Origin of the sequence: Anaerovorax sp. IOR16 (assembly GCF_017168145.1) — a bacterium.
Classification (GTDB): Bacteria; Bacillota; Clostridia; order Peptostreptococcales; family Anaerovoracaceae; genus IOR16.
This window is the reverse complement of record NZ_JADQTL010000010.1, coordinates 598,032-621,875: the sequence shown is the minus strand read 5'-3', so window position 1 is coordinate 621,875 and position 23,844 is coordinate 598,032. Positions and strand designations below refer to the sequence as shown.

Annotated in this window: 25 protein-coding genes, 2 tRNA genes and 1 riboswitch; of the genes, 2 read left to right on the top strand and 25 right to left on the bottom strand. The window is 36.3% G+C overall.

Annotated elements, in window-relative coordinates; genetic code table 11:
• Positions 1-46: 46 nt before the first annotated feature.
• From I2490_RS13460 to I2490_RS16735, 3 genes are all read right to left on the bottom strand, one after another.
• Positions 47-2,155, bottom strand: coding sequence for a zinc ribbon domain-containing protein (locus tag I2490_RS13460; protein ID WP_206460263.1), 2,109 nt, complete (start codon positions 2,153-2,155; stop codon positions 47-49).
• Between the two features lie 290 nt (positions 2,156-2,445).
• Complete coding sequence (locus I2490_RS16740; protein ID WP_245157188.1) at positions 2,446-2,934, bottom strand: DMT family transporter; 489 nt, start codon at positions 2,932-2,934, stop codon at positions 2,446-2,448.
• A gap of 15 nt (positions 2,935-2,949) precedes the next feature.
• The gene (locus I2490_RS16735) at positions 2,950-3,318 is read right to left on the bottom strand and encodes a DMT family transporter (protein ID WP_245157187.1); all 369 of its coding nucleotides are present in this window, start codon (positions 3,316-3,318) and stop codon (positions 2,950-2,952) included.
• Between the two features lie 137 nt (positions 3,319-3,455).
• A riboswitch (cobalamin riboswitch) is annotated at positions 3,456-3,633 on the bottom strand.
• A 615-nt stretch (positions 3,634-4,248) separates the two neighbouring features.
• On the opposite strand from I2490_RS16735, the gene I2490_RS13450 reads away from it, so the two are divergent.
• A tRNA-Lys gene (locus I2490_RS13450) sits at positions 4,249-4,324 on the top strand.
• A 78-nt stretch (positions 4,325-4,402) separates the two neighbouring features.
• On the opposite strand, the gene I2490_RS13445 is transcribed toward I2490_RS13450, so the two are convergent.
• The 12 genes from I2490_RS13445 to I2490_RS13390 form a co-directional block, all read right to left on the bottom strand.
• Positions 4,403-5,611 carry a M20 metallopeptidase family protein gene (locus I2490_RS13445; protein ID WP_206460262.1) on the bottom strand — a complete coding sequence of 403 codons (1,209 nt, stop codon included), beginning with the start codon at positions 5,609-5,611 and terminating at the stop codon, positions 4,403-4,405.
• A 14-nt stretch (positions 5,612-5,625) separates the two neighbouring features.
• Positions 5,626-7,050 (bottom strand): YfcC family protein, encoded by a 1,425-nt coding sequence (locus I2490_RS13440; protein ID WP_206460261.1) that lies wholly within the window; start codon positions 7,048-7,050, stop codon positions 5,626-5,628.
• Between the two features lie 267 nt (positions 7,051-7,317).
• The gene (locus I2490_RS13435; protein WP_206460260.1) at positions 7,318-8,145 is read right to left on the bottom strand and encodes a MerR family transcriptional regulator; all 828 of its coding nucleotides are present in this window, start codon (positions 8,143-8,145) and stop codon (positions 7,318-7,320) included.
• 159 nt (positions 8,146-8,304) lie between these two features.
• Positions 8,305-9,012, bottom strand: a complete 708-nt coding sequence (locus I2490_RS13430; RefSeq protein ID WP_206460259.1) for an ABC transporter ATP-binding protein — start codon at positions 9,010-9,012, stop codon at positions 8,305-8,307.
• Positions 9,005-9,790, bottom strand: a complete 786-nt coding sequence (locus I2490_RS13425; RefSeq protein WP_206460258.1) for an ABC transporter ATP-binding protein — start codon at positions 9,788-9,790, stop codon at positions 9,005-9,007. Before I2490_RS13425 ends, I2490_RS13430 begins: the two co-directional genes overlap by 8 nt.
• On the bottom strand, positions 9,768-10,667 hold the full coding sequence (locus tag I2490_RS13420; RefSeq protein WP_206460257.1) for a branched-chain amino acid ABC transporter permease: 900 nt from the start codon (positions 10,665-10,667) through the stop codon (positions 9,768-9,770). Before I2490_RS13420 ends, I2490_RS13425 begins: the two co-directional genes overlap by 23 nt.
• 12 nt (positions 10,668-10,679) lie before the next feature.
• Positions 10,680-11,558 carry a branched-chain amino acid ABC transporter permease gene (locus I2490_RS13415; protein WP_206460256.1) on the bottom strand — a complete coding sequence of 293 codons (879 nt, stop codon included), beginning with the start codon at positions 11,556-11,558 and terminating at the stop codon, positions 10,680-10,682.
• Positions 11,559-11,627: 69 nt separating this feature from the next.
• Positions 11,628-12,800, bottom strand: coding sequence for an ABC transporter substrate-binding protein (locus tag I2490_RS13410; RefSeq protein ID WP_206460255.1), 1,173 nt, complete (start codon positions 12,798-12,800; stop codon positions 11,628-11,630).
• A gap of 183 nt (positions 12,801-12,983) precedes the next feature.
• A complete protein-coding gene (locus tag I2490_RS13405; RefSeq protein WP_206460254.1) occupies positions 12,984-13,823 on the bottom strand; it encodes a DNA-binding domain-containing protein in 840 nt (279 codons plus the stop codon).
• Entirely contained in the window at positions 13,820-15,133 is a 1,314-nt protein-coding gene (locus I2490_RS13400) for an ATP-binding protein (protein ID WP_206460253.1), read from the bottom strand. Before I2490_RS13400 ends, I2490_RS13405 begins: the two co-directional genes overlap by 4 nt.
• Before the next feature lie 165 nt (positions 15,134-15,298).
• Positions 15,299-15,511: a cold-shock protein gene (locus I2490_RS13395; RefSeq protein WP_206460252.1), complete on the bottom strand. Its 213-nt coding sequence runs from the start codon at positions 15,509-15,511 to the stop codon at positions 15,299-15,301.
• 305 nt (positions 15,512-15,816) lie between these two features.
• A complete protein-coding gene (locus I2490_RS13390) occupies positions 15,817-17,310 on the bottom strand; it encodes an alanine/glycine:cation symporter family protein (protein ID WP_206460251.1) in 1,494 nt (497 codons plus the stop codon).
• A 234-nt stretch (positions 17,311-17,544) separates the two neighbouring features.
• Between I2490_RS13390 and I2490_RS13385 the strand changes: the two genes are divergently transcribed.
• A tRNA-Pro gene (locus I2490_RS13385) sits at positions 17,545-17,621 on the top strand.
• Positions 17,622-17,876: 255 nt separating this feature from the next.
• On the opposite strand, the gene I2490_RS13380 is transcribed toward I2490_RS13385, so the two are convergent.
• The 10 genes from I2490_RS13380 to I2490_RS16910 all read right to left on the bottom strand — a co-directional run bounded on the left by I2490_RS13380 (position 17,877) and on the right by I2490_RS16910 (position 23,844).
• Positions 17,877-18,047, bottom strand: coding sequence for a hypothetical protein (locus I2490_RS13380; RefSeq protein ID WP_206460250.1), 171 nt, complete (start codon positions 18,045-18,047; stop codon positions 17,877-17,879).
• 15 nt (positions 18,048-18,062) lie between these two features.
• Positions 18,063-18,788 carry an antA/AntB antirepressor family protein gene (locus I2490_RS13375; RefSeq protein WP_206460249.1) on the bottom strand — a complete coding sequence of 242 codons (726 nt, stop codon included), beginning with the start codon at positions 18,786-18,788 and terminating at the stop codon, positions 18,063-18,065.
• A 32-nt stretch (positions 18,789-18,820) separates the two neighbouring features.
• Positions 18,821-18,970 (bottom strand): hypothetical protein, encoded by a 150-nt coding sequence (locus I2490_RS13370; RefSeq protein WP_206460248.1) that lies wholly within the window; start codon positions 18,968-18,970, stop codon positions 18,821-18,823.
• Positions 18,963-19,175: a hypothetical protein gene (locus I2490_RS13365; protein ID WP_206460247.1), complete on the bottom strand. Its 213-nt coding sequence runs from the start codon at positions 19,173-19,175 to the stop codon at positions 18,963-18,965. The genes I2490_RS13370 and I2490_RS13365 overlap by 8 nt, the downstream gene beginning before the upstream one ends.
• A 6-nt stretch (positions 19,176-19,181) precedes the next feature.
• The gene (locus I2490_RS13360; RefSeq protein WP_206460246.1) at positions 19,182-19,823 is read right to left on the bottom strand and encodes a M23 family metallopeptidase; all 642 of its coding nucleotides are present in this window, start codon (positions 19,821-19,823) and stop codon (positions 19,182-19,184) included.
• Positions 19,824-19,868: 45 nt separating this feature from the next.
• Positions 19,869-20,108, bottom strand: coding sequence for a hypothetical protein (locus I2490_RS13355; protein ID WP_206460245.1), 240 nt, complete (start codon positions 20,106-20,108; stop codon positions 19,869-19,871).
• Between the two features lie 70 nt (positions 20,109-20,178).
• On the bottom strand, positions 20,179-20,316 hold the full coding sequence (locus I2490_RS13350; RefSeq protein ID WP_206460244.1) for an XkdX family protein: 138 nt from the start codon (positions 20,314-20,316) through the stop codon (positions 20,179-20,181).
• The gene (locus I2490_RS13345) at positions 20,303-20,647 is read right to left on the bottom strand and encodes a hypothetical protein (protein WP_206460243.1); all 345 of its coding nucleotides are present in this window, start codon (positions 20,645-20,647) and stop codon (positions 20,303-20,305) included. The genes I2490_RS13350 and I2490_RS13345 overlap by 14 nt, the downstream gene beginning before the upstream one ends.
• 14 nt (positions 20,648-20,661) lie before the next feature.
• Positions 20,662-21,654: a hypothetical protein gene (locus I2490_RS13340; protein ID WP_206460242.1), complete on the bottom strand. Its 993-nt coding sequence runs from the start codon at positions 21,652-21,654 to the stop codon at positions 20,662-20,664.
• A 54-nt stretch (positions 21,655-21,708) separates the two neighbouring features.
• Complete coding sequence (locus I2490_RS16910) at positions 21,709-23,844, bottom strand: glycine-rich domain-containing protein (protein ID WP_280634212.1); 2,136 nt, start codon at positions 23,842-23,844, stop codon at positions 21,709-21,711.

The following is a 23,844-nucleotide window of genomic DNA, read 5'->3' as shown; positions in this document are numbered from 1 at the left end:
TTTAATTTAGCTCCTTTTCATAGTACTTATAATATAATGTATCCAACTACAGATAATTTACGATCTTCATTTGTTTATCAACTGGTTCTAAATAATAAATCCAGTCATTTGAAATAATGCTTTCAATTCCGTTTTCTTTCTTGATTATTTTTTCCTCTGTAAAAACATAAAAACCAACGGATCCTTTTCGAATTTCTCCAATGGAGAAACTTTCAAAAGTCTCAGAAATCTTACCAACCTTTGAAAAAGTGCTTACCTTCTTATAAGCTTTACTGTTGGGTTTTAATAAATCAAGAATCGCTTTGTCTTCCTTATTAACGTAATCAATCCACTGAGAATTAAATGCAATTAATGTACCGACAACAGCTTGATCGTAATAAACAGTCTTACCATTTTCATCTGTATACCAAATATTATTGTCAATTAACGTAGATTTATTTAAATCATCAATTCCATAATTATGAGATGCATCAAATACCAAAGCATCTGCTTTACTGATAATCTGAATGTTTTTATTCTGGCCGGTTTGACTTTCTATCAACGCCGTCTTATCGCTCATTGGCACAGGATTTGGCGCTTCCGGTTCTTCTTCTAATGAATCCTTTTCTTGGTTCACTGTAGAATCACCATTTTCAGTTTCTTTATTATCGGTTGGGTTTTTCTCTGCTTTGAAAATTCCTCCTATTCCTTCAGCTGCACCATCAAATACTTTTACAATTTTTGATTGTACATTATAAATTGCCTCTGCTGCTGCAGTTTGCGGAAAAAAGAACTGTATGCCTAGTGCTATAATTTCAATCATTAAAACAGCTGCAATGATACCTAAAGCAACCTTAGGCCCGTTGACTTTCTTTTCTTCTTCCATACCAAAGGCATTTTTCTGCCAAAATTCTGTTAAATCATCTTGGGACAATGTATTATTTAAATCAGAAGTATTTTCCTTTTTAGCTTCATCCTCTTTTTCTAACATATCTTCTGCGCTATTTTCTTGAATGATTTCTTCCTTTGCGCTATTTTCTTGAATAATATCTTCCTTATTTAAAGCAGAAGTAAGTGCTTCATTTTTCTCTTCAACTTTCTCTTCAACTTTCTCTTCAACTGCTTTTGAGACGGATGCAGGATCCATCGAAATGGTTTGCCTTGTAACCGTTTCTGATTTTCCATTTGCCTTAACCTCAACCGTTACTAATACTTCCGTATTCGGACCTACTACCGTTTCATTTGAGTTTGGATTTGGGTTTAGGGTTGGATTTGAAATCAATTTCTTTTCTTCTGTTTCTTTTGTATCAATATCTTCAGGCTCTTCAATAAAAAAACTCGCACGTGCAGCCATCATCTCATCCAAATGACTAGCATGAGCTGCTAGCTTCGCTTCAATGTCTGAATTAAGAAGTTCTTCTGGTTCCTTTTCCTCTAACTCTGAATTCTTTATTAAAGTGTTGCTACATGCTTTTTTTATGTCTTCTAGATTAATCGGCTTGGTGTCTTCCTCATTTTTGACCTCTTTTTCAATCTTTAAAGATTGCTTAACTTCTTGCTTTGCAGGTTCTAAATCATTCATTACATTTGTAATCTGACTTTCTTTCAAGGAAGGTCGTTCTATATTCTTTTTTTGTATTTTTTCATATTCACGATCCAACAATTGCTGGAATTCTTCATTTTTCTTACTGAATGTAAAAAACTTGTCCATATCACTGACTTCACCAGTTGGGATCTTGTCCTCAGATATCGTTGTATTGTCTTGTGTGGAAATTTCTCCATGGAACGTCGCGCCAGGTAAATCCTCAAAGCTAGATACTATAATTTCTTCTTTCACAGAAGCTTTCTTCGGTATTTCCCATACAATTTTCTCTTCTTCTTCAATCTGATTTTGCTCTTTACCATTCTCAATTAACTGGCTGGCATTTTCCTCATTTGAAGTCTCTTCTTCCTTTTTTGCTTCTTTTTCTTCTAGATTATTTAAATTCCATTGAAAATTAATATCCTCTGTTTTCCGAGGCTTAGGAAATTCATAAATATTCCATGTAAATTCTTCATGCTTAGATTCCGAAAAATCGGAAGGCGTCTGAGATTCTGTTTCTTCAATTTTTGTTCCACATACTTTGCAAAACAAGTCCGTAGAATTGATTTCCGTTCCGCACATCTTACAATACATGCTTTTTACTCCTCCATTCCAAAATTGCGATTTATTAATTTAATTAGAATGATATGGCAATCCGAAAAGTACATTTCGGGAAATATTTTTAAAAATAATTATACAATCATAGTATAATACACAAACCTTGCAATAGCAATGTATTCTTCCTTTTGATTTTATTATAAAACCATATATTGCGTATAAAAAAAGAGCGAGAAATCTATTGATTTTCGCACTTTTTGCCAGTTTCCTCATAATAAAAATAATTGTTTGTTTCTAGCACACTTAAAATTAGAATCCTTATTCATCTAACTTTCTCGCTTTTTTAAAGATACCATGATGCAGCCAAAGACAATCAATATACCCCCGATAATCGTATATATATCCGGAATTTCCAACCAAATCAATAAACCCCAGAGTGCATTAAAAACAACTCCAATATATCGCACAAGTTCTACTACCACAGCATTTTCATGTGAAAAAGCTTTTGTGAGAAAAACTTGTGCCAATAAAGAAACAACACCAATGCATATAAGATAAAATAGTTCCTTACCATTCGGAAAAACAAACTCATTCCACATCAATCCCATGGATACAATTGTGGAAACAAACATAAAAGCAAAGATTATTTCATAAGTATGGTATTCTCCACTACGCCCTAGAAATCGAATTGATGTACCCGCAGCCGCAGAAAAGATTGCTGCCAAAATTCCAAATAAAGCTACAATAGAATAGGTAGAATACCCAAAAGGCTTTATTGTTAATAATGCGCCTAAGAAAATAATTGGTAAAAACAAAAAAATTTTTTTAGGTTAAGACTCTTTTAAAAAAAAATAAGCAAAAAACATTGTAAAAACGGGCGACAAGTTTACTAAAATAACCGCATCCAGTAAAGGCATATTCGAAATAGTATAAAAATAAGCCAGCATATATAATGCGCCAAGCATGCCTCGCAAAGCAAGCATCCCTTTTTTTCCTTTAACAAATTTTATGTTATCCTTTTTCATTAAAAGGAGAATTAAAACTGTTCCAATTAAAGATCGAAAAAAAACAATTTCATTTGATGGTATACTCGCTCCTGCAGCTTTTACAAGCACATTCATTACGCTAAATACAAGGGAAGATAGAATTGCCATCCATATTCCATTTTTAAAAAAATCAGTGTCTAATAGTTTTTTCATCATTTACTCCTTATTTACTTCTTCTTGTATTTTTTAATTATTTAATTTAAAACTTTCAAATAAAAAACTCGATTTCTACCTATTCGAAATCGAGTTATCTTTACCAATCGCACCCAATTTCTCTATCGCTCGTAGAGAAAATAAGAAACATTTCGGCAGATCTTCTGACTTAAGGGTTACCATTGTTTTCGCCTTCCCAGTTTTCCAGTGGCATAATAAAAACAACTACCTCATACAGCGGCGGGACCGTGTGGGATTTTCACCCATCTTCCCTTTTAATCGATTTATCATCGAACCGTATGTTTTAACTATTTAATTAAGCCTTAGTATACTTATAAATATTTTTTTGTCAATATTTTGTTATTAATAAAAAATATTTGATTTTTATTTATAATGAATAAAAAAAGAGCGAAAATCCTAAAGATTTTTCGCTCTTTTTTTGTCGGCCCTCCGACAATGAGATAAGATTGATTAACTAATTGACTAATCAGTTGCGTCATTAATTCTGCTTGTAGCATTAGAACGCTTTGATTTACTAGACTTTCTGTTGTTCACATCATTAGTAGTTCTTGTGTCGTTCATACGATCTTTCTCATTGAATCTGTTTGTGTCATTTCTCATTTTCAATCCCTCCTCTACATAAATTATTTTGTGCAAACTCCATAATACTATGTCAGGGAAATTGCGGAATATAGAAAAAATATTTAACAAAATTACTAATTTTTTTTAAAATAGTTTATAAACTAATTTATTATTTTTATTATTTGCTTTTTTATAGGAAATACTATTTTAAAAATAGCCAAATAAAAATTTTTAATTTTATATCAAATTTTATATAAGTATGCTTAATTAATTTTTTTTAATAAAAAACAATTGACAAGCCCCATGTATGATGCTAAAATAATTCTTGCGTCGGAAACAAAACGATGTGCATCATTAGCTCAGTTGGTAGAGCACCTGACTCTTAATCAGGGTGTCCACGGTTCGAGCCCGTGATGGTGTACCAAGAGAAAAACCTACAACTTTAACAGTTGTAGGTTTTTTCGTTTTTGCTTTTAAATTTTAAAAAATAGTCAATAATTTTTTATTTTAATCCTAATGCAAGATAACAAAATTCCTTAATACCAATTAGCAATGCATCTTCATCAAAGTCGAATTTTGGATGATGTGCTAAATAAGTAAATCCTTTTTCTTTGTTACCCGATCCAATCCATAAAAATGAAGCTGGAATTTTTTGTGCAAAGTAAGCAAAATCCTCTGCTCCCATTGTTGCTTCCGGAATACGAAATGTATTTTCTTTTCCTACCGCCTGCAACGATAATTCCTCGGCATAAGTGGTTGCATCCGCATCATTTACAAGTACAGGAATGCCTCGCAGCACTTCCAATCGATAGTTTGCACTAAAACCTTCACAGATACCTTTTAAGATTTTTTCTATGTTTTCCAATATATATTCTCGTGTTTTTTCTGTTTGACAACGAATGGTGCCAGAAATCATTGCAGTTTCCGCAACAATGTTTTTTGCTGAACCAGAATTAAATATTCCAATGGAACATACAGCTGGGTCAAAAGGGTCTTTCCTTCTTGCCATAAAACTTTCAATTGCAGCTACAAATTTTGTACCTATGGATAACGCATCTACAGTTTTATGAGGTTGGCCTGCATGCCCGCCCTTTCCGATAATTTTAATGTCAAATTCATCCGTAGATGACATTAAGCTTCCATATCGAACGCCGACCTTGCCAATTTCAAAATCATTGAAAAGATGTAAGCTAAAGATATACTGAATCTTATCAGCATAACCCTGCTTTTCCAAATCATTCACTATAATACGTGCACCGCCTAAATTCGGACCTTCTTCTGCCGGTTGAAAAATTAGAAGTACATCCACAGGCAAATTTGCTCGATTGTTCTGCAATATTTTTGCAGCACCCAACAACATTGCCGTATGCCCATCATGACCACACGCATGCATTCTATTGGGATAAATTGACTTATAAGGAACTTCATTGTCTTCCTGTAAACACAAAGCGTCCATATCTGCTCTTAATGCAATCATACGACTGCTATCGGATCCTTTAATTAATCCTAACACTCCTACCTTGCTTTGAATCAGCTGAATTCCTTCTTTTGTGAGTATATGTCTTACCTTTTTTTCAGTGTTTTCGGTATCAAATCCAATCTCCGGATGCATATGAAAATATCTTCGATTTGCAATGACTTCCTCTCGTATGGATTGGATTTGCTTGTTTAATACTTCACTCAATTCGCAACCAATCTTTTCGATATTCATCAGTTTTTGCCTCCTTACATCGGACCATAATTCATCGCAATTGCTCCATATATAAATGCGATTTGAATTAGAAAACCAATTAATAAGAAAGGTGTTACCCATTTATAGTATTTGTTTAATGGGATTTTTGCCATAGCACACGCAATTACCATAAAGCTGGTTGGCCATAGCAAATTAGAGAATCCATCTCCAAATTGGAATATCAATACCGCTATTTGACGATTCATACCAATTAAATCTGCAATTGGCGTCATAATCGGCATAGAAACAGCTGCTTGCCCTGAACCCGATGGTACCAAGAAATTCAGTAACGTCTGAAATAGCAACATACCAACAGAGCTTGCATATAAGGATAAATTCTCAATCAATGATACACAGCCGTGAATCAAGGTATCTATAATATTTCCCTTTGTCAGTATAACCAACACACCTCTTGCCACACCAACGATAATCGCAGAAAGTACACCCTTAGATAGTCCTTCTACCAAAACAGTGGCTATTTTGTTGGCTTTCCATCGATTGATAACACCAACAACAATTGCAATCATCATAAAAATAGCTGCTACTTGATTGATATACCAACCCTGGGTAATTAAGCCCCATGCCATAACTGCAACCCCAATTAATAATGTTAAAAGGGATAACTTTCGTGCTGTTGTCATTGGTGTATTCAGACGTTCTTCATCCACTATCATATCGGAATAATCAATGCCATAAGTTAAACTCTTAGTAGGGTCCTTCTTTACCTTTGATGCATAAAGTAAAACATAAATAATCGTATATAGCGTCATGACCGCTAATATTAAAATACGATATCCTAATCCGGAAAACATTGGAAGCTCTGCAATCGTTTGTGCTACTCCTACCGTAAATGGATTGACCGTAGCTGATGCAAAACCAACGCCCACCGGTACGACGGAAATAGCCACACCAACCATGGCATCATATCCTAACGCCATACTTACCGCTACAAAAATCGGAATAAATGCTATAATTTCTTCATAGGACATCGTCCCAGTTGACGCCCAAATAGCTAAAATTATCATTACAATTACAATAATTGAGGATGCGTACCTTGGGTGATTTTGTGTTTTTCTCACCATTAAAGCAATGGCTGCATCAATTGCTCCTGTTTTTTCTAATAAATATAAGCTTGAAAATGCACAGAAAATTAGAAAGGTAATGTTTGCAGCTTGAATCAAACCTTCTTCCAAACATACAAACATTTGGAACAATCCAACTGGGGTTTTATCTAAATAGTGGAAACTGGAAGGGTCGATAATCATCCTTCCGGTTACTTCATCCAATATGCGATCGTATGCTCCTGCTGGTACAATCCATGTACAAATTGCAGATATTGCAAGAACTACCAGTAAAATAACTAATATATGAGGAAATTCTTTTTGCTCTTTCACTTTCGGTTGTGTTACATTTTTCATTATGCTTCCTCCCTTTTAATAAAATAATTCCTACTTTATGCATACTTACACGTCTGCAATTTATGCACGTCGTTTTTTATCGCATCAATGCTTTGAATTTAGAATAAACTATTGACTTACTCCAATGTCAATTATATTTTTCAAACTTTTCTAAATTATTTCCCTTATTAGACAACACGCTTATTTTTTTATATGGAAATCTATTATGACATCGTATTTTTACGGAATTATATAAAAGAAGGAACAAAAACAGATAGAAATATATATTTAATCAGCAATGGGTGCCCATATTTCATAATAGTCAACACTTTGCTTCCGATTATTGCGAACGGATGCAACACGTAGTAAAACGTCATCAACTAGTTTTAAATTATGTTTAATAATATAGTCTCGTACTTTTAAAAAATCATCATAATTTACATTTGTATAACAACGAGCAACCGAATAAACACATTTTCTTGGAGGAATAATGCGAAATCTATTCTGAGGAAAATCCTTTCTTTTACTCAGTCCCTCATCATCAATCATTGTAATCGCATAAGTAAACAGCTTATTACGATCGTTTCCTGATAAAGTATACTCTATAAATTGATTTGATAAAAACAGTTCCTTTTTACACACAAACGTGAAGATCGGCACATGTGCTTTCTGAAGCCCAGAAAATTCATACATGGTATCCATCATTGATGTTTCAACATCCATATAAAGTAAAGTCGGACTTTCCTTCACAAAAATCTCGCCCATATTTTGTATTACATTGCTAAAACTTTTCTGATAATCACTTACCATAATCTTTAAATTGATTAACTCTTCAATTTTATCTTCCAGAATCTTTTCCTGCAGCTGCATCATCGCCTCTGCACGCTCAATGGAACTCTCATTGATAAGAACCCGAATATCCTCTAATGAAAGATTAATCTTCCGAAGCCGCATCACGTAATCCAAACAAATTAAATCCTCTCGGCTATATATGCGATAATTGTTTCGTTCATTTTTCTTAGGGGATAGGATACCAACCTTATCATAAAGCCGTATAGTATCTCTGCTAACGCCAAAAAAGGTAGCTACTTCATTTACATAATACTCATTTTTCATATCCTTTTCTCCGTTCTTTCATTTTTTTTATTATACCATCCTGCCCATAATCGTTGGTAGAACTATTTATTTACCGTAGAAATAAAAAAAACAAAAACTGAATCTGCCATAACATTTGGCTAAATTCAGTTTTTGTTTGAAATGGTGTTGGAAAAATCTTTACTTATTTTTCTTACCTAGATAAGCCTCTTGAATCGTTTCATCCTTTAATAGCTCCGAAGCACTTCCCTGTGCTGTAATTTGTCCCTGTTCTAAAACATAAGCTTTATCTGCAATGGATAATGCTTTAAACGCATTTTGTTCTACCAAAAGAATGGTTTTTCCCATCGCCTTGATTTCTAAAATAATCTCAAAAATCGTATTAATTAAAAGTGGGGCAAGACCTAAAGACGGTTCATCCAGAAGAATTAATTCGGGAGCAGACATCAAACCTCTTCCCATAGCCAGCATCTGCTGTTCGCCACCGGAAAGTGTCCCGGCGATTTGCTTTTCTCTTTCCTTTAATCGAGGAAACAGTTCATATACACGTTCGAAATCCTCTTGGATTTTTTTCAAATCATTTCGCAAATAAGCACCCATTTTTAGATTTTCATGCACCGTTAGATTTGCAAAAATAACACGACCCTCAGGAACCTGACAAATCCCCGATTTTACTACCTTATGAGCATGATGCGGAAGCGTCTTATTCTCATATTCAATCAGTCCATTGTATTTTATCATACCGCTGATTGCGTTTAGCAAAGAAGACTTTCCTGCACCGTTACTGCCTATAATGGTTACAATTTGACCTTGTTCTACGTCAATGGATACACCTCTCAGTGCATGGATGCCGCCATAATATACATTCAGATCTTCTACTTTAAGCATGCGCGTCATCCTCCTTTCCAAGATAAGCCTCAACTACCCTTTTATCTTCTTGAATTTCTGCCGGAGTACCTTGGGCCAGTGCTTTTCCGAAATTTAATACAAAAATTCGATCACAAAGCCCCATAATTAAATCCATATGATGCTCGATAATTAAAACGGTTAAATCAAATTCATCACGAATTTGACGGATTAGTTCCATTAAATGAATGGTCTCCTCCGGGTTCATACCGGCAGCGGGTTCATCCAAAAGTAAAAGCTGTGGTTCAAGGGCCAAAGCTCTTGCAATTTCAAGCTTTCTTTGCATTCCATATGGCAGATTCGCTGCAGTCATATCACGAACTTCCCATAGACCCATAAGTTTTAATAACGACTCTGTTTTTTCATGGAGTTTTCTTTCTTGATTTTGATAGTTTTTTCCATATCGAAAAAATACCGTATCAATAATCTTATAATTAGCGAGCTTATGACAGGCAATTAAGACATTTTCATAAGCTGATAATTTTTTAAACAATCGAATGTTTTGAAACGTTCTCGTAATACCACAATCTGCAATCTGGTAAGGCTGTTTTCCTATTAGGCTATTACCATGAAATAATATTTCACCCTCCGTCAAAGAATAAACCGCTGTAATCAGATTAAATATTGTCGTTTTTCCTGCACCATTTGGTCCAATCAGACCAAATATTTCTCCTTTTTCAATTTCAAAGCTAACATCTCCTACGGCGGTTAATCCTCCGAACTTCTTTGTCACATTCTTAAGAGATAGCACTGCTGTCATTTTCAGCACCTCCTCTTCTACGTTTCACCCATCTCCAGATAGCTTTTAGATTTAACTCTTTTCCTCCCATTAGCCCTTGTGGTCTGGTAATCATAATTAAAATAACTGCTGCACCATAAACAACTAATCTCCACTGGAAGAAGGTACGCAAAACTTCCGGCAGGAAGGTTAAAACAATGGCTCCAATTACACTTCCTGTGATGCTTCCAAGTCCTCCAAAGATAACAATAATGGTCAATTCGGTTGACTTAATTAACTGGAACATAATTGGCTGAATGTATCCTAAATAATGTGCCATAAGTCCGCCGGCAACTCCGGCATATAATGCACTAATGGCTAATGACGTTATTTTATAACGAAATACATTAATGCCAATTGCTTGTGATGCCAATTCCTCTTCTCGTATCGCTACCATATTGCGTCCATGTCTCGAGCGAATTAAAAATACCATAGCTACAATGGCTAAAACATTGATGAATACTACGATGGCTAAATACTCGTTGTTTTCATAAGTCGGAATCCCCGGTAACCCTCGAGAACCACCGAAGTATTGTACATTGTCTAAGATTAAACGTGTTGCTTCACCAAATCCTAACGTAGCAATACAAAAATAGTCTCCCTTAAGGTTTAGGGTCAAACGACCAATGATAAGACTAACTAACATAGAAACCACGCCGCCTAGCAGCAATGCTAAAAGCAGGGGCATATGAAACTGCATGGTCATGGTGGCTGCCGTATAGGCTCCGATTGCCATAAAACCGGCGTGCCCGAAGGAGAAAAGCCCGGTAAAACCTGTCAATAACGACAGCCCCAAAACCGTTAGTAGGTTGATCCCTGTTAAAATCAGAATTCCTGATATGTAATACCAACTAAACATCTACGCCACCTCCTATGCTTTATCTTCTGTGGCTTTGCCCATAAGTCCAGTAGGCCTTACCACAAGAATGAGAATCAGTAACGCAAACGCAATCAAATCCCTATAAGTAGAATACCCCGCTACAGATGCAAAGGTCTCAATCAATCCCAGCAATATGGAACCGACGACTGCCCCAGGCAAGCTTCCAAGACCTCCAAAGACTGCAGCAATAAAGGATTTATTCGTTATAATTCCGATTTGCGGGTATACCGTATATCTCATGCCGAAGAGCATTCCTGCTACACCGGCTAGCATTCCGCCTAAAATAAAAATAACAAAAATAATCCAATCTACATTTACACCCATAAATGCGCTTCCTTTAGCGCTGTAGGATGTCGCTCGAATGGCCAATCCTACTTTTGTCTTTTCAATAATAAACATTAAAATTCCCAAACTAATGGCAGAAATGACAAACATTAATACATCAATTCGACCAAGTGCAATATCACCAATCATAAATGGCTTGCTATCAAAAATCTGAGGATATGTTCTAAATGTAGGTCCAATTGTGGCTACTACAAAATTTTCTAAGAAAATCGAGGCGCCCATTGCTGAAATGATAAAATAAAGCCCGGGAGCATTTCTTCTACGAAGTGGGCTGTATGCAATTTTCTCTAATACAACCGCAATCAATCCAGCTCCAAATGCTGCAACGACCAGAGCTGCTACAAAAGGAAGGGATAAAAGCGACAATGCATATAACCCGATGTAAGCACCCAGCATAATAACTCCACCATGTGCAAAGTTTGAAAAATTCATAATACTATAAACGAGTGAATAACCAACAGCCATTAGAGCATAAACACTTCCAATTGATAGACCATTAATCACTTGTTGTAAAAAACTACTCAATTACATGACCCCCTATCGCATTTTAGAAAAAGTAAGGGCAGTCTAGCCGCCCTTACTCCATCTGCCTAACTAGTTTACTCCATACTTTTCTTGGAATACATAATTTTTATTTTCAATTTTCACGATAGCGGCTTCTTTTCCATCCGGATTATGTGTTTCCGGAGAAATCTTAATGTTTCCAGTTACACCCTTCACTTCTACTTCACACAAAGCTTTAGAAATAGCATCGGAATCTGTAGTCGTGTTTGCTTTTTCAATCGCAGCTGTCAAAAGTAAGAATGCATCATTTACCATGTATCCGTTTAACTCCAAAACACTTCCGTATTTTTCATCATAAGCATCTTGTAACGGTTTTACTTCCGGATCATTGAAGTCTAAGTGGTTAACAAGATAGCTTCCTTCAATTGCGTCACCAGCCATTTCCATTAACTGGTCGGAAGGCCATCCATCGCCACCCATTAATGTAGCTTCAATGCCAAGCTCTCTTGCTTGATTTGCAGAAAGAGCTACTTCTTTATAATAATAAGGCATTAAGATAACTTCTGGCTCTGCAGCCTTAATTTTAGAAAGCTGTGGTCGGAAGTCAACGTCCCCGGTCTTAAATCCTTCTTTTGCTACAATAGTACCTCCCTTTGCTTCGAAAGTTTCTTCGAAGAACTGAGAGAATCCTTGCGAATAGTCACTTGCTACATCATAAAGGATAGCAGCCTTGGTATATCCTAATTTGTCTGCAGCATAGCCTGCACAAACGGCACCCTGATATGGGTCAATAAAGCAAATACGATAATTATAAGGCTTTACATTTCCTTCATCGTCTACGGTTACTTTTGGATTCGTTGCTACAGTTGCAATGTCAGCAACCTTAGCAGATTCCAATGCCGCAGAAATTGCCAATGCCTGACCGCTCGCATTTGGTCCTAAAATAGCAACTACTTTATCCTGAGAAACCAAACGTTTTACTGCATTCACTGCTTCGTTTGCATCTCCACGGGTATCATAAGGTATCAACTCGATTTGTTTTCCTAAAATGCCACCTTCTTCATTCTTTTGATCAATCAGCATTTGCAGTGTTTGGGATTCACATTTTCCCCATACCGCTTGGTCTCCCGTTAAGGAACCAATCCAACCGATTTTAATCGTGTCAGAGCCAGAATCTGCACCTCCACCACTGCCGCCGCAGCCGGTGAACGTGAGTATGAGCACCAGGATGATGCTAACGAATACTGCTAACTTCCTTCTCATAGTTCAACCTCCTAAAAAATCTTTTGCTTACTCATATGTAGTTTTGATTCATGTCGAAAAAACATAGAGCTTTAATATATTTTTAATTATAATTCCTAGCTTCAAAACGCTTCAAAAAAAATCAAAACAATTCGAAAAAATATTTCGAATTGTTTGAATAATCTAAATACTGCTTTAATTTGTTTAACAATTCATTTCACTAAAGATTAAAAGACCTTCTAAAAATTTATCCAAATTAGCCTTTCCCCCACTATAATTCTGACCCCTAATATGTCCCATCTCCGCACGGATACTTTCAAAGTCAAACACTAATTGGGAATAGCTTTGAAAAACTTCACTATAATAGTCTTCCATTCCCATATTGGCAATGTTCGCAAGTCCCTTTTTAACTGCTCGACGCATACGTTGTTTTACCATTTTTACATCTTCATTAATACCATTACAATATAACGCAATGGTTTGACGATCATATGGCTTACCCATAATCAGACATTCTTCACAAATGGCTAAAATATCTTTTGTACCACGTTCCCCAAGCATTCCTAAAACACCTAAAAGATATTTAACATCTTTTAAAGGATCTTTTTTAATGGTTCTTGTTTTTACTGTTGAGCTTTCCTGAAACAGACCCTTAATCCCAGATAACATGGTTTCCATTTGAATTTTTTCCGCTACTTTTTTAATCACATTTTCTACTTCAATAATATTAATTGGCTTATGAATAAAAAACTCCACCCCGGCTCGATAGGAATCTGATATCATTTCTTTATTGGAAACCTGTGAAATCATAATAAAATTAATATTTGAACGCAGTTTTTTTACTTCCGAAACAAGACTGATTCCATCCTTAACAGGCATGAGTAAATCCACCAAAACAATATCGGGATTTAAAGCTACAATCTCTGCAAGTGCAACCTCTGCATCCGTTGAAAACCCAATCACTTCACCCAAATCCTTTTGTTCAATGATGCGATTCAATATCTTTACGATACTGAGTACATCGTCTACGATATAATACTTCATGATTCTTCTCCTATAAACATCTCTTTGGGAATTTCAATGCGAAACTTCGTATAAACCCCTTCTTTAGACTGTACAAAAATAGTTCCATGAAATTTATCTTGAATTAGGTCTTTTACAAGGGTTAAACCAACCCCACGACTAATATCACCTGTTTGTTTATCAAATTTAGTAGAATACCCCGGATCAAAAATGATGTCCATATCCACTTCATTAATACCGGGGCCATTGTCGGAGATCTCAAAGATATAAACAGGAATTCCTTGCAAAGAATCTTCGACACAGGAAGAATCCCCATCTCTCGAGGTACCCTCTCGAATAAATAGAAATATCCTTCCTTTCTTTTGGTTTCCAATGGCATCCATACTATTAATAACTAAATTACGTAATACAGACATTAAACTGAAATGATCTGCGACATAAAAATGAGCTTTAATTTGAAAGGAAAAGTATATATCCAGCTTATGCTCCCGAATTTGTTCATGAATGTCCATATCTAAAATTCGTACAATGTCTTTAATGCTCATACCTTTCACATCAATGTCCGCAAGAAAATTATCCTGCAGTCCCTTTATGACTCGAATGTAGTCTTTTTTGATTTCATGAACATCCTTAGCTATATCTAAACTCAGGCATCGCATCTCTTCTGGATATTCCTCTTTCTCAACCGTTCGATATAGCATAAATGCTTTTTGCATAACATCTTCAATTTCTACCATATTTTTTTTCATAAAATATACTTCAGCATTAAAGACCGATGCCATAACCATAAGTTTTTTATATCGAGTTTCGTGCTCCTGATTGGCTAAAAAAGACTTATACCCATCAACGCTAATGACAATAGCTAATGAAATAAAAGTACGTACTCCTGCAATTACTGTCAGCCCTTTAAAAATTCCGTCACCAAAAAACGGAAAACCGGTTCTCATAGTTAACTCCATAACATTGGATAAAAAATCACACAAAAAAATTGAAATAAAAAATCGAGTATAGGAATGAGACAAACGATAAAAAAACAAATAAAAGAAAATTCCATAAGAGAAGAAGAAAATCACATCCGGCCATACCATAGACCATACTAAGTGAAAATCATGTAAACTAAGAAATAACATAATTCCACGAAAAGAAGGGGATGCAATTCCCGTAAGAATACCCGCTTTTACTGGATGCAATTCTTTAAATATGTAAAGAAAAATAGAAAACAACAAGGGCGACATGGCTACAATAAATCCATCGGTAAAGAAATTAAAATAAATTTGAGAGCCAAGAGAAACGCCAAGAGCCATAATTAAGGCTTGCTTCCATCTTTTCATAACGCACCAAATCCTTTTTCTTTCGCACTAACTTTTATCATAATATTATAATATTTAGAAAAAGAAGACAAGTTCTATTATAATTATAATCTCTGTCCTTTTTAAAGAAACACGCTGCAAATAAAAAATGCCCACTCAAAATGAGCAGGCGTTTTTTATCAATTACTAAGCAATACGTACGTTAATTGCACGAATTTTTCTGCTGTCTCTAGAATCTCTTTCCGTATCAAAAGTAACCTTCTGACCTTCTTCTAGAGTTTTAAAACCTTCCGAAACAATTGCAGAGAAATGTACAAATACATCATCGCTGCCATCATCGTTGGAAATAAATCCAAAACCCTTATCTGCATTAAACCATTTTACAGTACCATTATTCATTTACGGTACCTCCTTTAATATTATTATATTCTTAAACAAATAAAAAACACATATTTTTGTAAACCATTTAACCAACGAGCAAATGACTTACAAAAATATGTGACTCAATTGTGCATTTAGAATACCTATACATAATAACACAACATTTTTTTTAATCAAGCTTTTTTAATTTTATTTTTTAATTAATTCTTATGCCATTATGTTGTCAATAGTAGATTTCCATTTTTTATAGCAAAAAAGTCGAAGCCCGCGGGAGTTGAGCTTCGACTTTCTGCTTTATTATAATAGAATAATGGTGAACAATTTTAGTTAACAATCTTTTTTTCTACCACATCGTTATTCAAATGTGAATATTTCTTTTTCACGATATCTAACCATAAATCTGCACCCTCAATACCACAATCTTTTGGATTAAAAACAGGATCAAGTCCCATTGATTTTTGTTTTTCATAATCCTTTAGAATAGCCAATACAGGCTTTCTTAGCATAATCAAAGCAATTAGATTCAACCACGCCATTAATCCGACACCGATATCTGCCATATTCCAAGCAACTGCAGCACTCTTTACACTTCCGAAAACAATCATTCCGATTAAAACAAGTTTCATTATTAATGTAATGTGTTTTAAATAGCGATTACCCTTAAACAAATAGGCTACGTTTGACTCTGTATAAAAACTAAATGATAAAAGTGTAGTAAATGCGAAGAAGAAAATCGCAATTGCAATAAACGCAGATCCAAACCCTGGAATCAAGGTATCAATAGCTGCTTGTGTATAACCAGTACCAGCTTCTACATTTGGAACATTATGAATAATAAAGTTATTATTCGGATCAACCACATTATAGCTTCCGGTAGATAAAATCATCAATGCCGTTGCAGTACATACAAATAATGTATCAACGTAAACGGAGAACGACTGTGCCAATCCTTGTTTTGCAGGATGAGAAACCTCTGCAGCAGCCGCAGCTTGTGCTCCGCTTCCCATACCGGCTTCACTGGAATACACACCTCTTTTTACACCCCACATGATGGTTCCGCCAAATACACCACCAAATATAGCTTCTGCATTGAAGGCACATTTAAAAATTAATGCAAACATGGAAGGTACATTTTGGAAATTTACTCCTAAAATAACAATGGTTAATATAATATAAACAACCGCCATAAAAGGAACAACTAATTCTGCAAATTTTCCGATACGCTTCATTCCACCAAATATAATGGATGCAAAGATTACGGCTACGCAAATACCTGTAATTAGAGGGTCGATTCCAAACGCATTCTTTACTGAATCTGCAATGTTAAATGCCTGAATCGTTGGACCTGTAAATCCATTTGCAATGATTGCTGCAATTGCAAATAAGATTGCAAAGAATTTTAATCCTGTTCCTTTTTGAATATAATAAGCTGGACCACCTCGGTACTCACCACCGATTTCTTCCTTCCAAATCTGTCCAAGTACTGATTCCGCAAATGCAGCACCGGCACCTAAAAACGCAATAACCCACATCCAAAAAACAGCACCCGGGCCACCAAAGCAAATTGCAGTTGCAACGCCGGCGATGTTCCCAACTCCGATACGTCCACCTAATGCCATTGCAAAGCCCTGAAAAGATGATATGCCGCTGTCAGAGCTTTTCCCTTGAAACAGCTGTTTGAGCATATCCTTAATTAACCGCAATTGTGGGAATTTCATAAAAACAGAAAAATAAATACCGACGCCCATACAAAGCACAATGAATACCGTTCCCCACAAATAACCGCTTAACTTCCCAGTTATTGTTAATAAGTCCATTTCTTTTCCTCCTTTAAGCTTTTTTGTTGCTCTAAAAGTAACGTTTTATGTATTATAAAATTCATCAATCATTTTTCATCAAAAAAAATCAAAATCAAAACAGAATATTTAAAATATTTAAAACATACCAAGAGTTCCACAATAAGTAAAAAAACTTAACTCATTATTTATAAATATCTAGCTTACCCCCTTTTTTTTTAAGAAAAACAGGTATATAATATCTCATTGATATAACGAGGCATAGCTCAGCTTGGTAGAGCGTTGCGTTCGGGACGCAAAGGCCACAGGTTCGAATCCTGCTGCCTCGACCATTAAGAGAACCGTTAGAAATAGCGGTTCTTCTTTATTTTTCAACGACAGTAAGGATTTTAAGAACAGAATAATCTTACAAAAAATAGGAGATTTCCGACAATGTGTTGCATAAAATATCAACTCATACAACACGAAATACAACACGAAATACCCAAAAACTAAAACAACGGCAGCCATTGAGACTGCCGCAGATTTTCCCCAACCTAAGAAAGGTATGGTTATAATATATATTAATTTACATTATTTGTCAATAATTATTTTTGCAACATGTCTTTGCGTATCAATTCTTTGATGTATCCTTGCTTGTTTTCTACATTATTAAGCTTATCTAAAATTTCACGATCGGTATTAGCATTAAGCTTTAACTTTATCTGCACAGTGTTTTTCATGTAATAATTTTCCTGCGATTTATATTTTTTTACCATACTGGATTTTCCTTTTTATGCCGCTAACAATCCAGTCTTACTCATAACGAAACTCTTAATTTCGTCGTATCCCATACCAAGATTAATCAAACTACTCACAAGCATTTCAAGACTTTCCACTTCTCGCAATTCATCAGCGGTGATGTAATCCCTTATGCTTTCCTTTCCCTTAATACCGTACTGATCTCTTAATTCTTTCATGGTTTTTCCAAACAGTATTTTATAGATTAGTTTAGTGTAGTTTGGATACATGAACTTCTTATGAGGACTTTCCGGTATTTTCATTTTGATGGTGTCTGTTAGCACGTGGCGAATAACAACACCTTTGGCACGTTCGATTTCCCATTTTTGGCGTTCGATTGCAATTCTCTTTAAGGCTTCTTCGCACGCAATAAAATAGCTCCGTGCTGCTTCGCCTTTTGGAGTTTTCGATTGCATGGCTAATTTCTTAGCGAAAGAAACTTTTAGCCTGTAATTATCTGCAAAATTACCCTTACCTTTACTCTTCCTTTGCGAAGAGTGGAAATCAGTTCCTTCTTCGGCAAATGAATTCTCTAAAATATTACTTTTACACCATCTCGCATAATTGACAGGATTAAGTTCTAAAAACTCATACAAGTTTAAAGCCGTTACATATCCGTCATTATCCATTTTTAAAGCTACCTCAATCGGAGTTAAATTTGTTGTTTCAATAATATTGTTCATAAAATCATTCCTTTCTAATGTTTTATTTTTGGGCATAAAAAAGCCGCCCCTCTCGAGACGGCATGAAATTACTTAGATTCACTTTTCCCACCTATGTAGCCACCTATCGCACCGATTGCAGTCGCAACTATCTCATTACTTTTAAATCCAACCCCTACAAGTGCAACAGTACCTAAAAATACTAATGCAATAGTATCATTGTTAATAAATTTAAACATTATGTACCTCCAATCCATCTATTCTATGATGAGCAGATTTTGTTGACTGCTCCACCACGACCATTCTTTCAATAAGCCCATTATGTTTGTCTTGCTTTTTTTCAAGGGCATTTAATTTTGTCATAACAGTTCCGTAAAAAATACCAAATGACACCCCATAAACAATTAGGCTTACGGTTAAGCTAACCCAAAATTCTGTACTCATAGGCGCCTACTTTCCAAACAGCTTTTTAATCTTGTTCAATAAGTAGATACCTTCTTGTCTTGTCATATATCCAAGTGGTCTTTCTCCGGTTGTAAGTCCTGCAGCAGTTTCTTCTTCCCATGCTTTCTTAGCCCAACCTTGCACTTCGCTTCCGTTTCCAGATAATGCTTCTTTAATTTCTTCGCGAACGATTTCTCTTACTTGTTCCTCTGTCAATTCTTCCACCTCCACTATATTTTTTAGATACGGTTCTGCATCGATACTTTTATTTCGGTAAATCAATTCGAAATGCAAGTGCATTGCCATACCTCTAATCGTCTTTGTACTGGCTCCCATAATACCGATATGCTGCCCAGCTTTTACTCTGGAACCTTTCGGTAATGGAGATTGCCGTTTCAAGTGCTGATACAGAGTCTTGAAATTGCCGTGGTCGATAATAACAACCCAACCACGGGTATTATTCCAGTAGTTGTTCGCAATCACGCCATCGGCAACGGCTAAAATCTCCGTCTCTTGCTTCGAAAAATCACGTCCAAGGTCAATTCCCCTATGGAATGTACTAGCACCTTTTAGTCCTATGTTTCGATGACCATACTTTGATGTAATCCGCAAGGGAACAACTGGCAAGCTGTTAAATTGTATGTTCAAGGTTTACACCTTCTTTCCATGAAATAAGGAGCCCGAAGGCTCCCATTACTTAAACTGTGCTCGAACTGCTGCTAAATCTCTTTGAGCCTCTTCAAAATCAAAATCAGCGGGCAAGCCACGATAAATAGTAGCATCTTTCTTATCTACCATATCAATAAACATATCTCTCGCTACACTAATTTGCGTCGTTTGATTTTCTCCCGTCGGATTTTCTAAACCGATTCGATCTAAAACGGAATCATACTTTTCATCAAACTTTGTATAATCGTAATTTCTGTTAGCCATAATAGCCTCTCTTTCTGCCCGTTTGGGCGGTTAAAATTGTATTAAAAAAACACGCCTTATTGCGTGTTGATTAAACGGTATATGTTTCTCCTGTTATCTCTTGGTATTGCTCGGTTGTTATGGCTCCTTTAATAACTGCATTTGCAACCATTTGTTTTGACCATAACCCCTTCTCATACCAATCTTTTACTTGCTCATAAAATTTCATTATATCCTCCCATCATTGCGATATAAGCAACCTTTGATTCTAATTTTTCTATATCAGTTGGCTGTGGCGTGATTACTGGTCTATCTGCTTCCATTTCTTCCGCTGTACGTTCGATTACCGCCCCGTCTACATATTTGTATTTAGGTACACCATATTTATCATACAACGACGGATTTTCAATTCCGTCAACAAATAACCGAAACTGATAACTTCCTTGCTCATTGATACAAATGTCTGTGTCCGATGGCTGTTTAAATGCATCTGAAAAACCATCTATGATACGGTTTTTATCATCAATAACAATGTAATGTTTATTATAAAATTGTTCCATAAATCATCACTCCTTTATAGGTTTGCATCTAACGCAAGCCATCCAGCTTGGTTGCTACGGTATACATTACCCGCAACTAATCCGGTAAATCCAGTAACGGCTAATGCTCCGCCTTTTTTATCTCCGTAAAATGTTGCAGTTGCATTTGTAGCTTGTACATCGGCAGTTCCAAAAAAATTAATTGTAGTCGTCAACAAAACTGGATTTGGTGTTATTCTCATTTCGTTTTCGAAATTAAGCATAACGTGCATCGTTGTACTATTTAAAGCAATTCCTACCAAGCCCGAACCGTAAGTCCTATAGTATCTCTGACACTTTTGCAATGTATCGCCGAAGTCTTGTGGTGGATCATTGAGTATTGTTGAGACTGTGCCTTTTTCGAGTTTAACTCTTTGTGTAATATGTTTTGCAGTATCGTAAAAAAGAATTCTAACCGTCTTTTTATCAAGATAAGTAAATGCTGTCAGACCTACAGTCGTTCCGCTTTGAGCATTCCATGTACTTGCATCAAATGTTAGGGCATGTACTACACCGTCAATTATCGCAGAAAACGTATACATTCCTTCCGTCGGGGCGAACTCTAACAACTGCGCGATTCCTCCCCACCCTTCCGAAACTTGTACACCTAATCCATTAGGTTCAAAAGTATAGGTGGTATTGTTAGCTATATTTATGTAACTTCGCCATCTATCTATAAAATATAAAGATGTAGGAGTAACCCAACCACTTACTATGCCTTTTTGATTAACTATTGCTTCTGGAATTTCAAAATATGCATTATCTAATAGGTTCGGATTGTACAATTTGCTTTGCATTTCATTAACCGCTTTTACTACGTTTGTTTTGTCTGTTGTTTGCAGGGTGGTTAAATCGCCTATGTCGCTTTGCTTTGCATAATAGGTAGGTAATTGCCCACCTAGCTTTTCTGCATTGTCTACAATACCATTATTATCAGTGTCATAGACTGATTTAATCATATCGCCTTTTTCAGGAATGCTGCCCAGCAATTCATCAACCTGAGAACCTGTGTATTTACTTTTATATATTGCCATGTTGCCTCCTTAATAATAAATTATTACACATCCCGGTGCACCGTTTCCGCCAGCACCGCCTTTTCCTCCGGTGCCTCCTATACCGCCGTGAGCATAAGAACTATTCGGATGATATGCGTTTCCGCCACCTCCTGCACCGCCACCGCCATGACCACCAGGTCCACCTACACCGTAAATCGTAGCAGATTCTCTTGCAGTTGCATCCGCACCATTCCCGCCGTTTCCGCCGTATGCGTTTATGTTGTCGTGTATATCCTCTACAATTTGCCCATCTTGGCCATTACTGCCATTGTTCCCAACTGCAGCTCCTGCGCCGCCACCGCCATATGCTTCCGTTGACTTGCTATATTCGGGTATCCACTCCGCTACGGTATTTCCACTTTTACCGCCTTGGTACACTGTTCCGTCAGGCGCTGTAACATTTTGTGCGATCCATCCCATTGGCCATTCGTTTGTTTTTTCACCATTACCACCATTAAGTCCTATACTGCCTAATGCCGCGTACACATCAGCGGTCATAACATCGACGTAATCACCCGTAATGCCTAGCGAAGAACTTAAATCTCCAAATTGCGTATCGGTGCCAAGTTGACCCTCTCCTTCTATTCCACCAGCACCACCTATACCGATTGTAGCGCTAAAAATTTGAGTTGGAGTAACTGTTAATGTTGTATCAAACACTTTGCCACCAGTTCCACCAGTTCCACCTTTTCCGCCATCGCCACCATTGGCACGGATAGGTTGCTCAACACTCGTTATTCTTCCGCCATCTTGCCCATTTTTACCATCATTTCCAACTGCACCGCCTTGACCACCACCAATTAAAACAACTCTGATTTCTGTTACATCTTCCGGTACAGTCCAAGTACCGCTCTCTGATAGTAACACACGGTTTTTATATCCTTCACTTATGCCTCGTGGTACATATCCAACCAAAAACTCACAGGATGCCCTTAAAGTGTTACTTAAGCTGTAATCAAGACTTCGTATCGCCGATGTTAGATATTCTGTGCTATATGGATGCATTACCTGAACCAAGTCACCTGTGCGCTCTTGATTAATTAGAACATCCTGATTTGTCGTCTTATTACACGACGCATAAGCATACAGCCTTTCAGCAACGGAAGAACTGTTGATTGCAGTAATCAGTGTTGCATCGGTAACGGATAGTATTTTATCGTCAGGAGTATCCAATACAGTACCTTTTGTCACGATTTTAGTTGTATGGCGGTATTTTTTACCCATAAGTGTTACAACGCCATTACCTTGTATCTTAGCGTAATTTGCTCCACTCTCTAAAATAGTTCCATTAGTGCATACAAGATCATGCGCTGGTTCGTCAAACACTGGCGTTCTGATATCCGTAAAAGATTCTGTAAATAAAGTAACTTCTTCGTCAATTGGTGCATAAGCATGTTCGGTTACTTGTATTGCTGTGATTTGAATGTCTTCGGTCGAAGAGCCATCCAAAAAGATTCGTTCTGTAGTAAATGTACCTTTATTTGTATTGGTAAGGACCGTTATATTAATTGTGCCGTCTGAGTTGCGCTCTAAGGCCGCACCTGTTGCAATTAAGATTTGTTGAAGGTTTTCTCTCTTCGTTGAATACGGCAGATATCCATAAAGTTTTAATGCTGCTACATCAGGGTGAATTGTATACGGGATAGACCCCATAATTTCACTGACAACAGTACCTAAGTTTGCAGCTGTGTAAATCCCACCAAAGTGATAATCGTAATCTAGGAGGGATATATAGGACTCTGCATTAATGAAGTATCGATTTTCGCTGATTTCCTTGATTTGCCCATTAAAAAACACTCCCATAATGCGAGTGTCCCGTTTAACTATAATTGGTGTGTATCTTGTGATCGTTGGTTTTGTATCGCTCTTAATCTCAGCAGACATGGTATCGATTGCAAGCTGATCTGTTAATAGCCCCGACTCGTAGTGCAATTTTAAAGATTTAACTTTTCTACCACCGAACGTATATTCACCAAACTCGATTGAGTTAAGATTTTCATTTTTATTTTCAGTGTCTTCAAAATATCCATCATTATATCTAACATAAAAATTATCATCGTCAGCTGTAATGAATTCCAGATCATCTACGGTTACAAACTGCGCACCTTTATAATATACCGCCAA

What these genes read in the sequence shown, in the direction of transcription:
- I2490_RS13460 (WP_206460263.1), bottom strand. Translation starts at nt 2,155, where the DNA reads ATGTATTGTAAGATGTGCGGAACGGAAATCAATTCTACGGACTTGTTT.
- I2490_RS16735 (WP_245157187.1), bottom strand. Translation starts at nt 3,318, where the DNA reads ATGAAAAAACTATTAGACACTGATTTTTTTAAAAATGGAATATGGATG.
- I2490_RS13445 (WP_206460262.1), bottom strand. Translation starts at nt 5,611, where the DNA reads ATGAATATCGAAAAGATTGGTTGCGAATTGAGTGAAGTATTAAACAAG.
- I2490_RS13440 (WP_206460261.1), bottom strand. Translation starts at nt 7,050, where the DNA reads ATGAAAAATGTAACACAACCGAAAGTGAAAGAGCAAAAAGAATTTCCT.
- I2490_RS13435 (WP_206460260.1), bottom strand. Translation starts at nt 8,145, where the DNA reads ATGAAAAATGAGTATTATGTAAATGAAGTAGCTACCTTTTTTGGCGTT.
- I2490_RS13430 (WP_206460259.1), bottom strand. Translation starts at nt 9,012, where the DNA reads ATGCTTAAAGTAGAAGATCTGAATGTATATTATGGCGGCATCCATGCA.
- I2490_RS13425 (WP_206460258.1), bottom strand. Translation starts at nt 9,790, where the DNA reads ATGACAGCAGTGCTATCTCTTAAGAATGTGACAAAGAAGTTCGGAGGA.
- I2490_RS13420 (WP_206460257.1), bottom strand. Translation starts at nt 10,667, where the DNA reads ATGTTTAGTTGGTATTACATATCAGGAATTCTGATTTTAACAGGGATC.
- I2490_RS13410 (WP_206460255.1), bottom strand. Translation starts at nt 12,800, where the DNA reads ATGAGAAGGAAGTTAGCAGTATTCGTTAGCATCATCCTGGTGCTCATA.
- I2490_RS13405 (WP_206460254.1), bottom strand. Translation starts at nt 13,823, where the DNA reads ATGAAGTATTATATCGTAGACGATGTACTCAGTATCGTAAAGATATTG.
- I2490_RS13400 (WP_206460253.1), bottom strand. Translation starts at nt 15,133, where the DNA reads ATGAAAAGATGGAAGCAAGCCTTAATTATGGCTCTTGGCGTTTCTCTT.
- I2490_RS13395 (WP_206460252.1), bottom strand. Translation starts at nt 15,511, where the DNA reads ATGAATAATGGTACTGTAAAATGGTTTAATGCAGATAAGGGTTTTGGA.
- I2490_RS13390 (WP_206460251.1), bottom strand. Translation starts at nt 17,310, where the DNA reads ATGGACTTATTAACAATAACTGGGAAGTTAAGCGGTTATTTGTGGGGA.
- I2490_RS13380 (WP_206460250.1), bottom strand. Translation starts at nt 18,047, where the DNA reads ATGGTAAAAAAATATAAATCGCAGGAAAATTATTACATGAAAAACACT.
- I2490_RS13375 (WP_206460249.1), bottom strand. Translation starts at nt 18,788, where the DNA reads ATGCCCAAAAATAAAACATTAGAAAGGAATGATTTTATGAACAATATT.
- I2490_RS13370 (WP_206460248.1), bottom strand. Translation starts at nt 18,970, where the DNA reads ATGTTTAAATTTATTAACAATGATACTATTGCATTAGTATTTTTAGGT.
- I2490_RS13365 (WP_206460247.1), bottom strand. Translation starts at nt 19,175, where the DNA reads ATGAGTACAGAATTTTGGGTTAGCTTAACCGTAAGCCTAATTGTTTAT.
- I2490_RS13355 (WP_206460245.1), bottom strand. Translation starts at nt 20,108, where the DNA reads ATGGCTAACAGAAATTACGATTATACAAAGTTTGATGAAAAGTATGAT.
- I2490_RS13350 (WP_206460244.1), bottom strand. Translation starts at nt 20,316, where the DNA reads ATGAAATTTTATGAGCAAGTAAAAGATTGGTATGAGAAGGGGTTATGG.
- I2490_RS13345 (WP_206460243.1), bottom strand. Translation starts at nt 20,647, where the DNA reads ATGGAACAATTTTATAATAAACATTACATTGTTATTGATGATAAAAAC.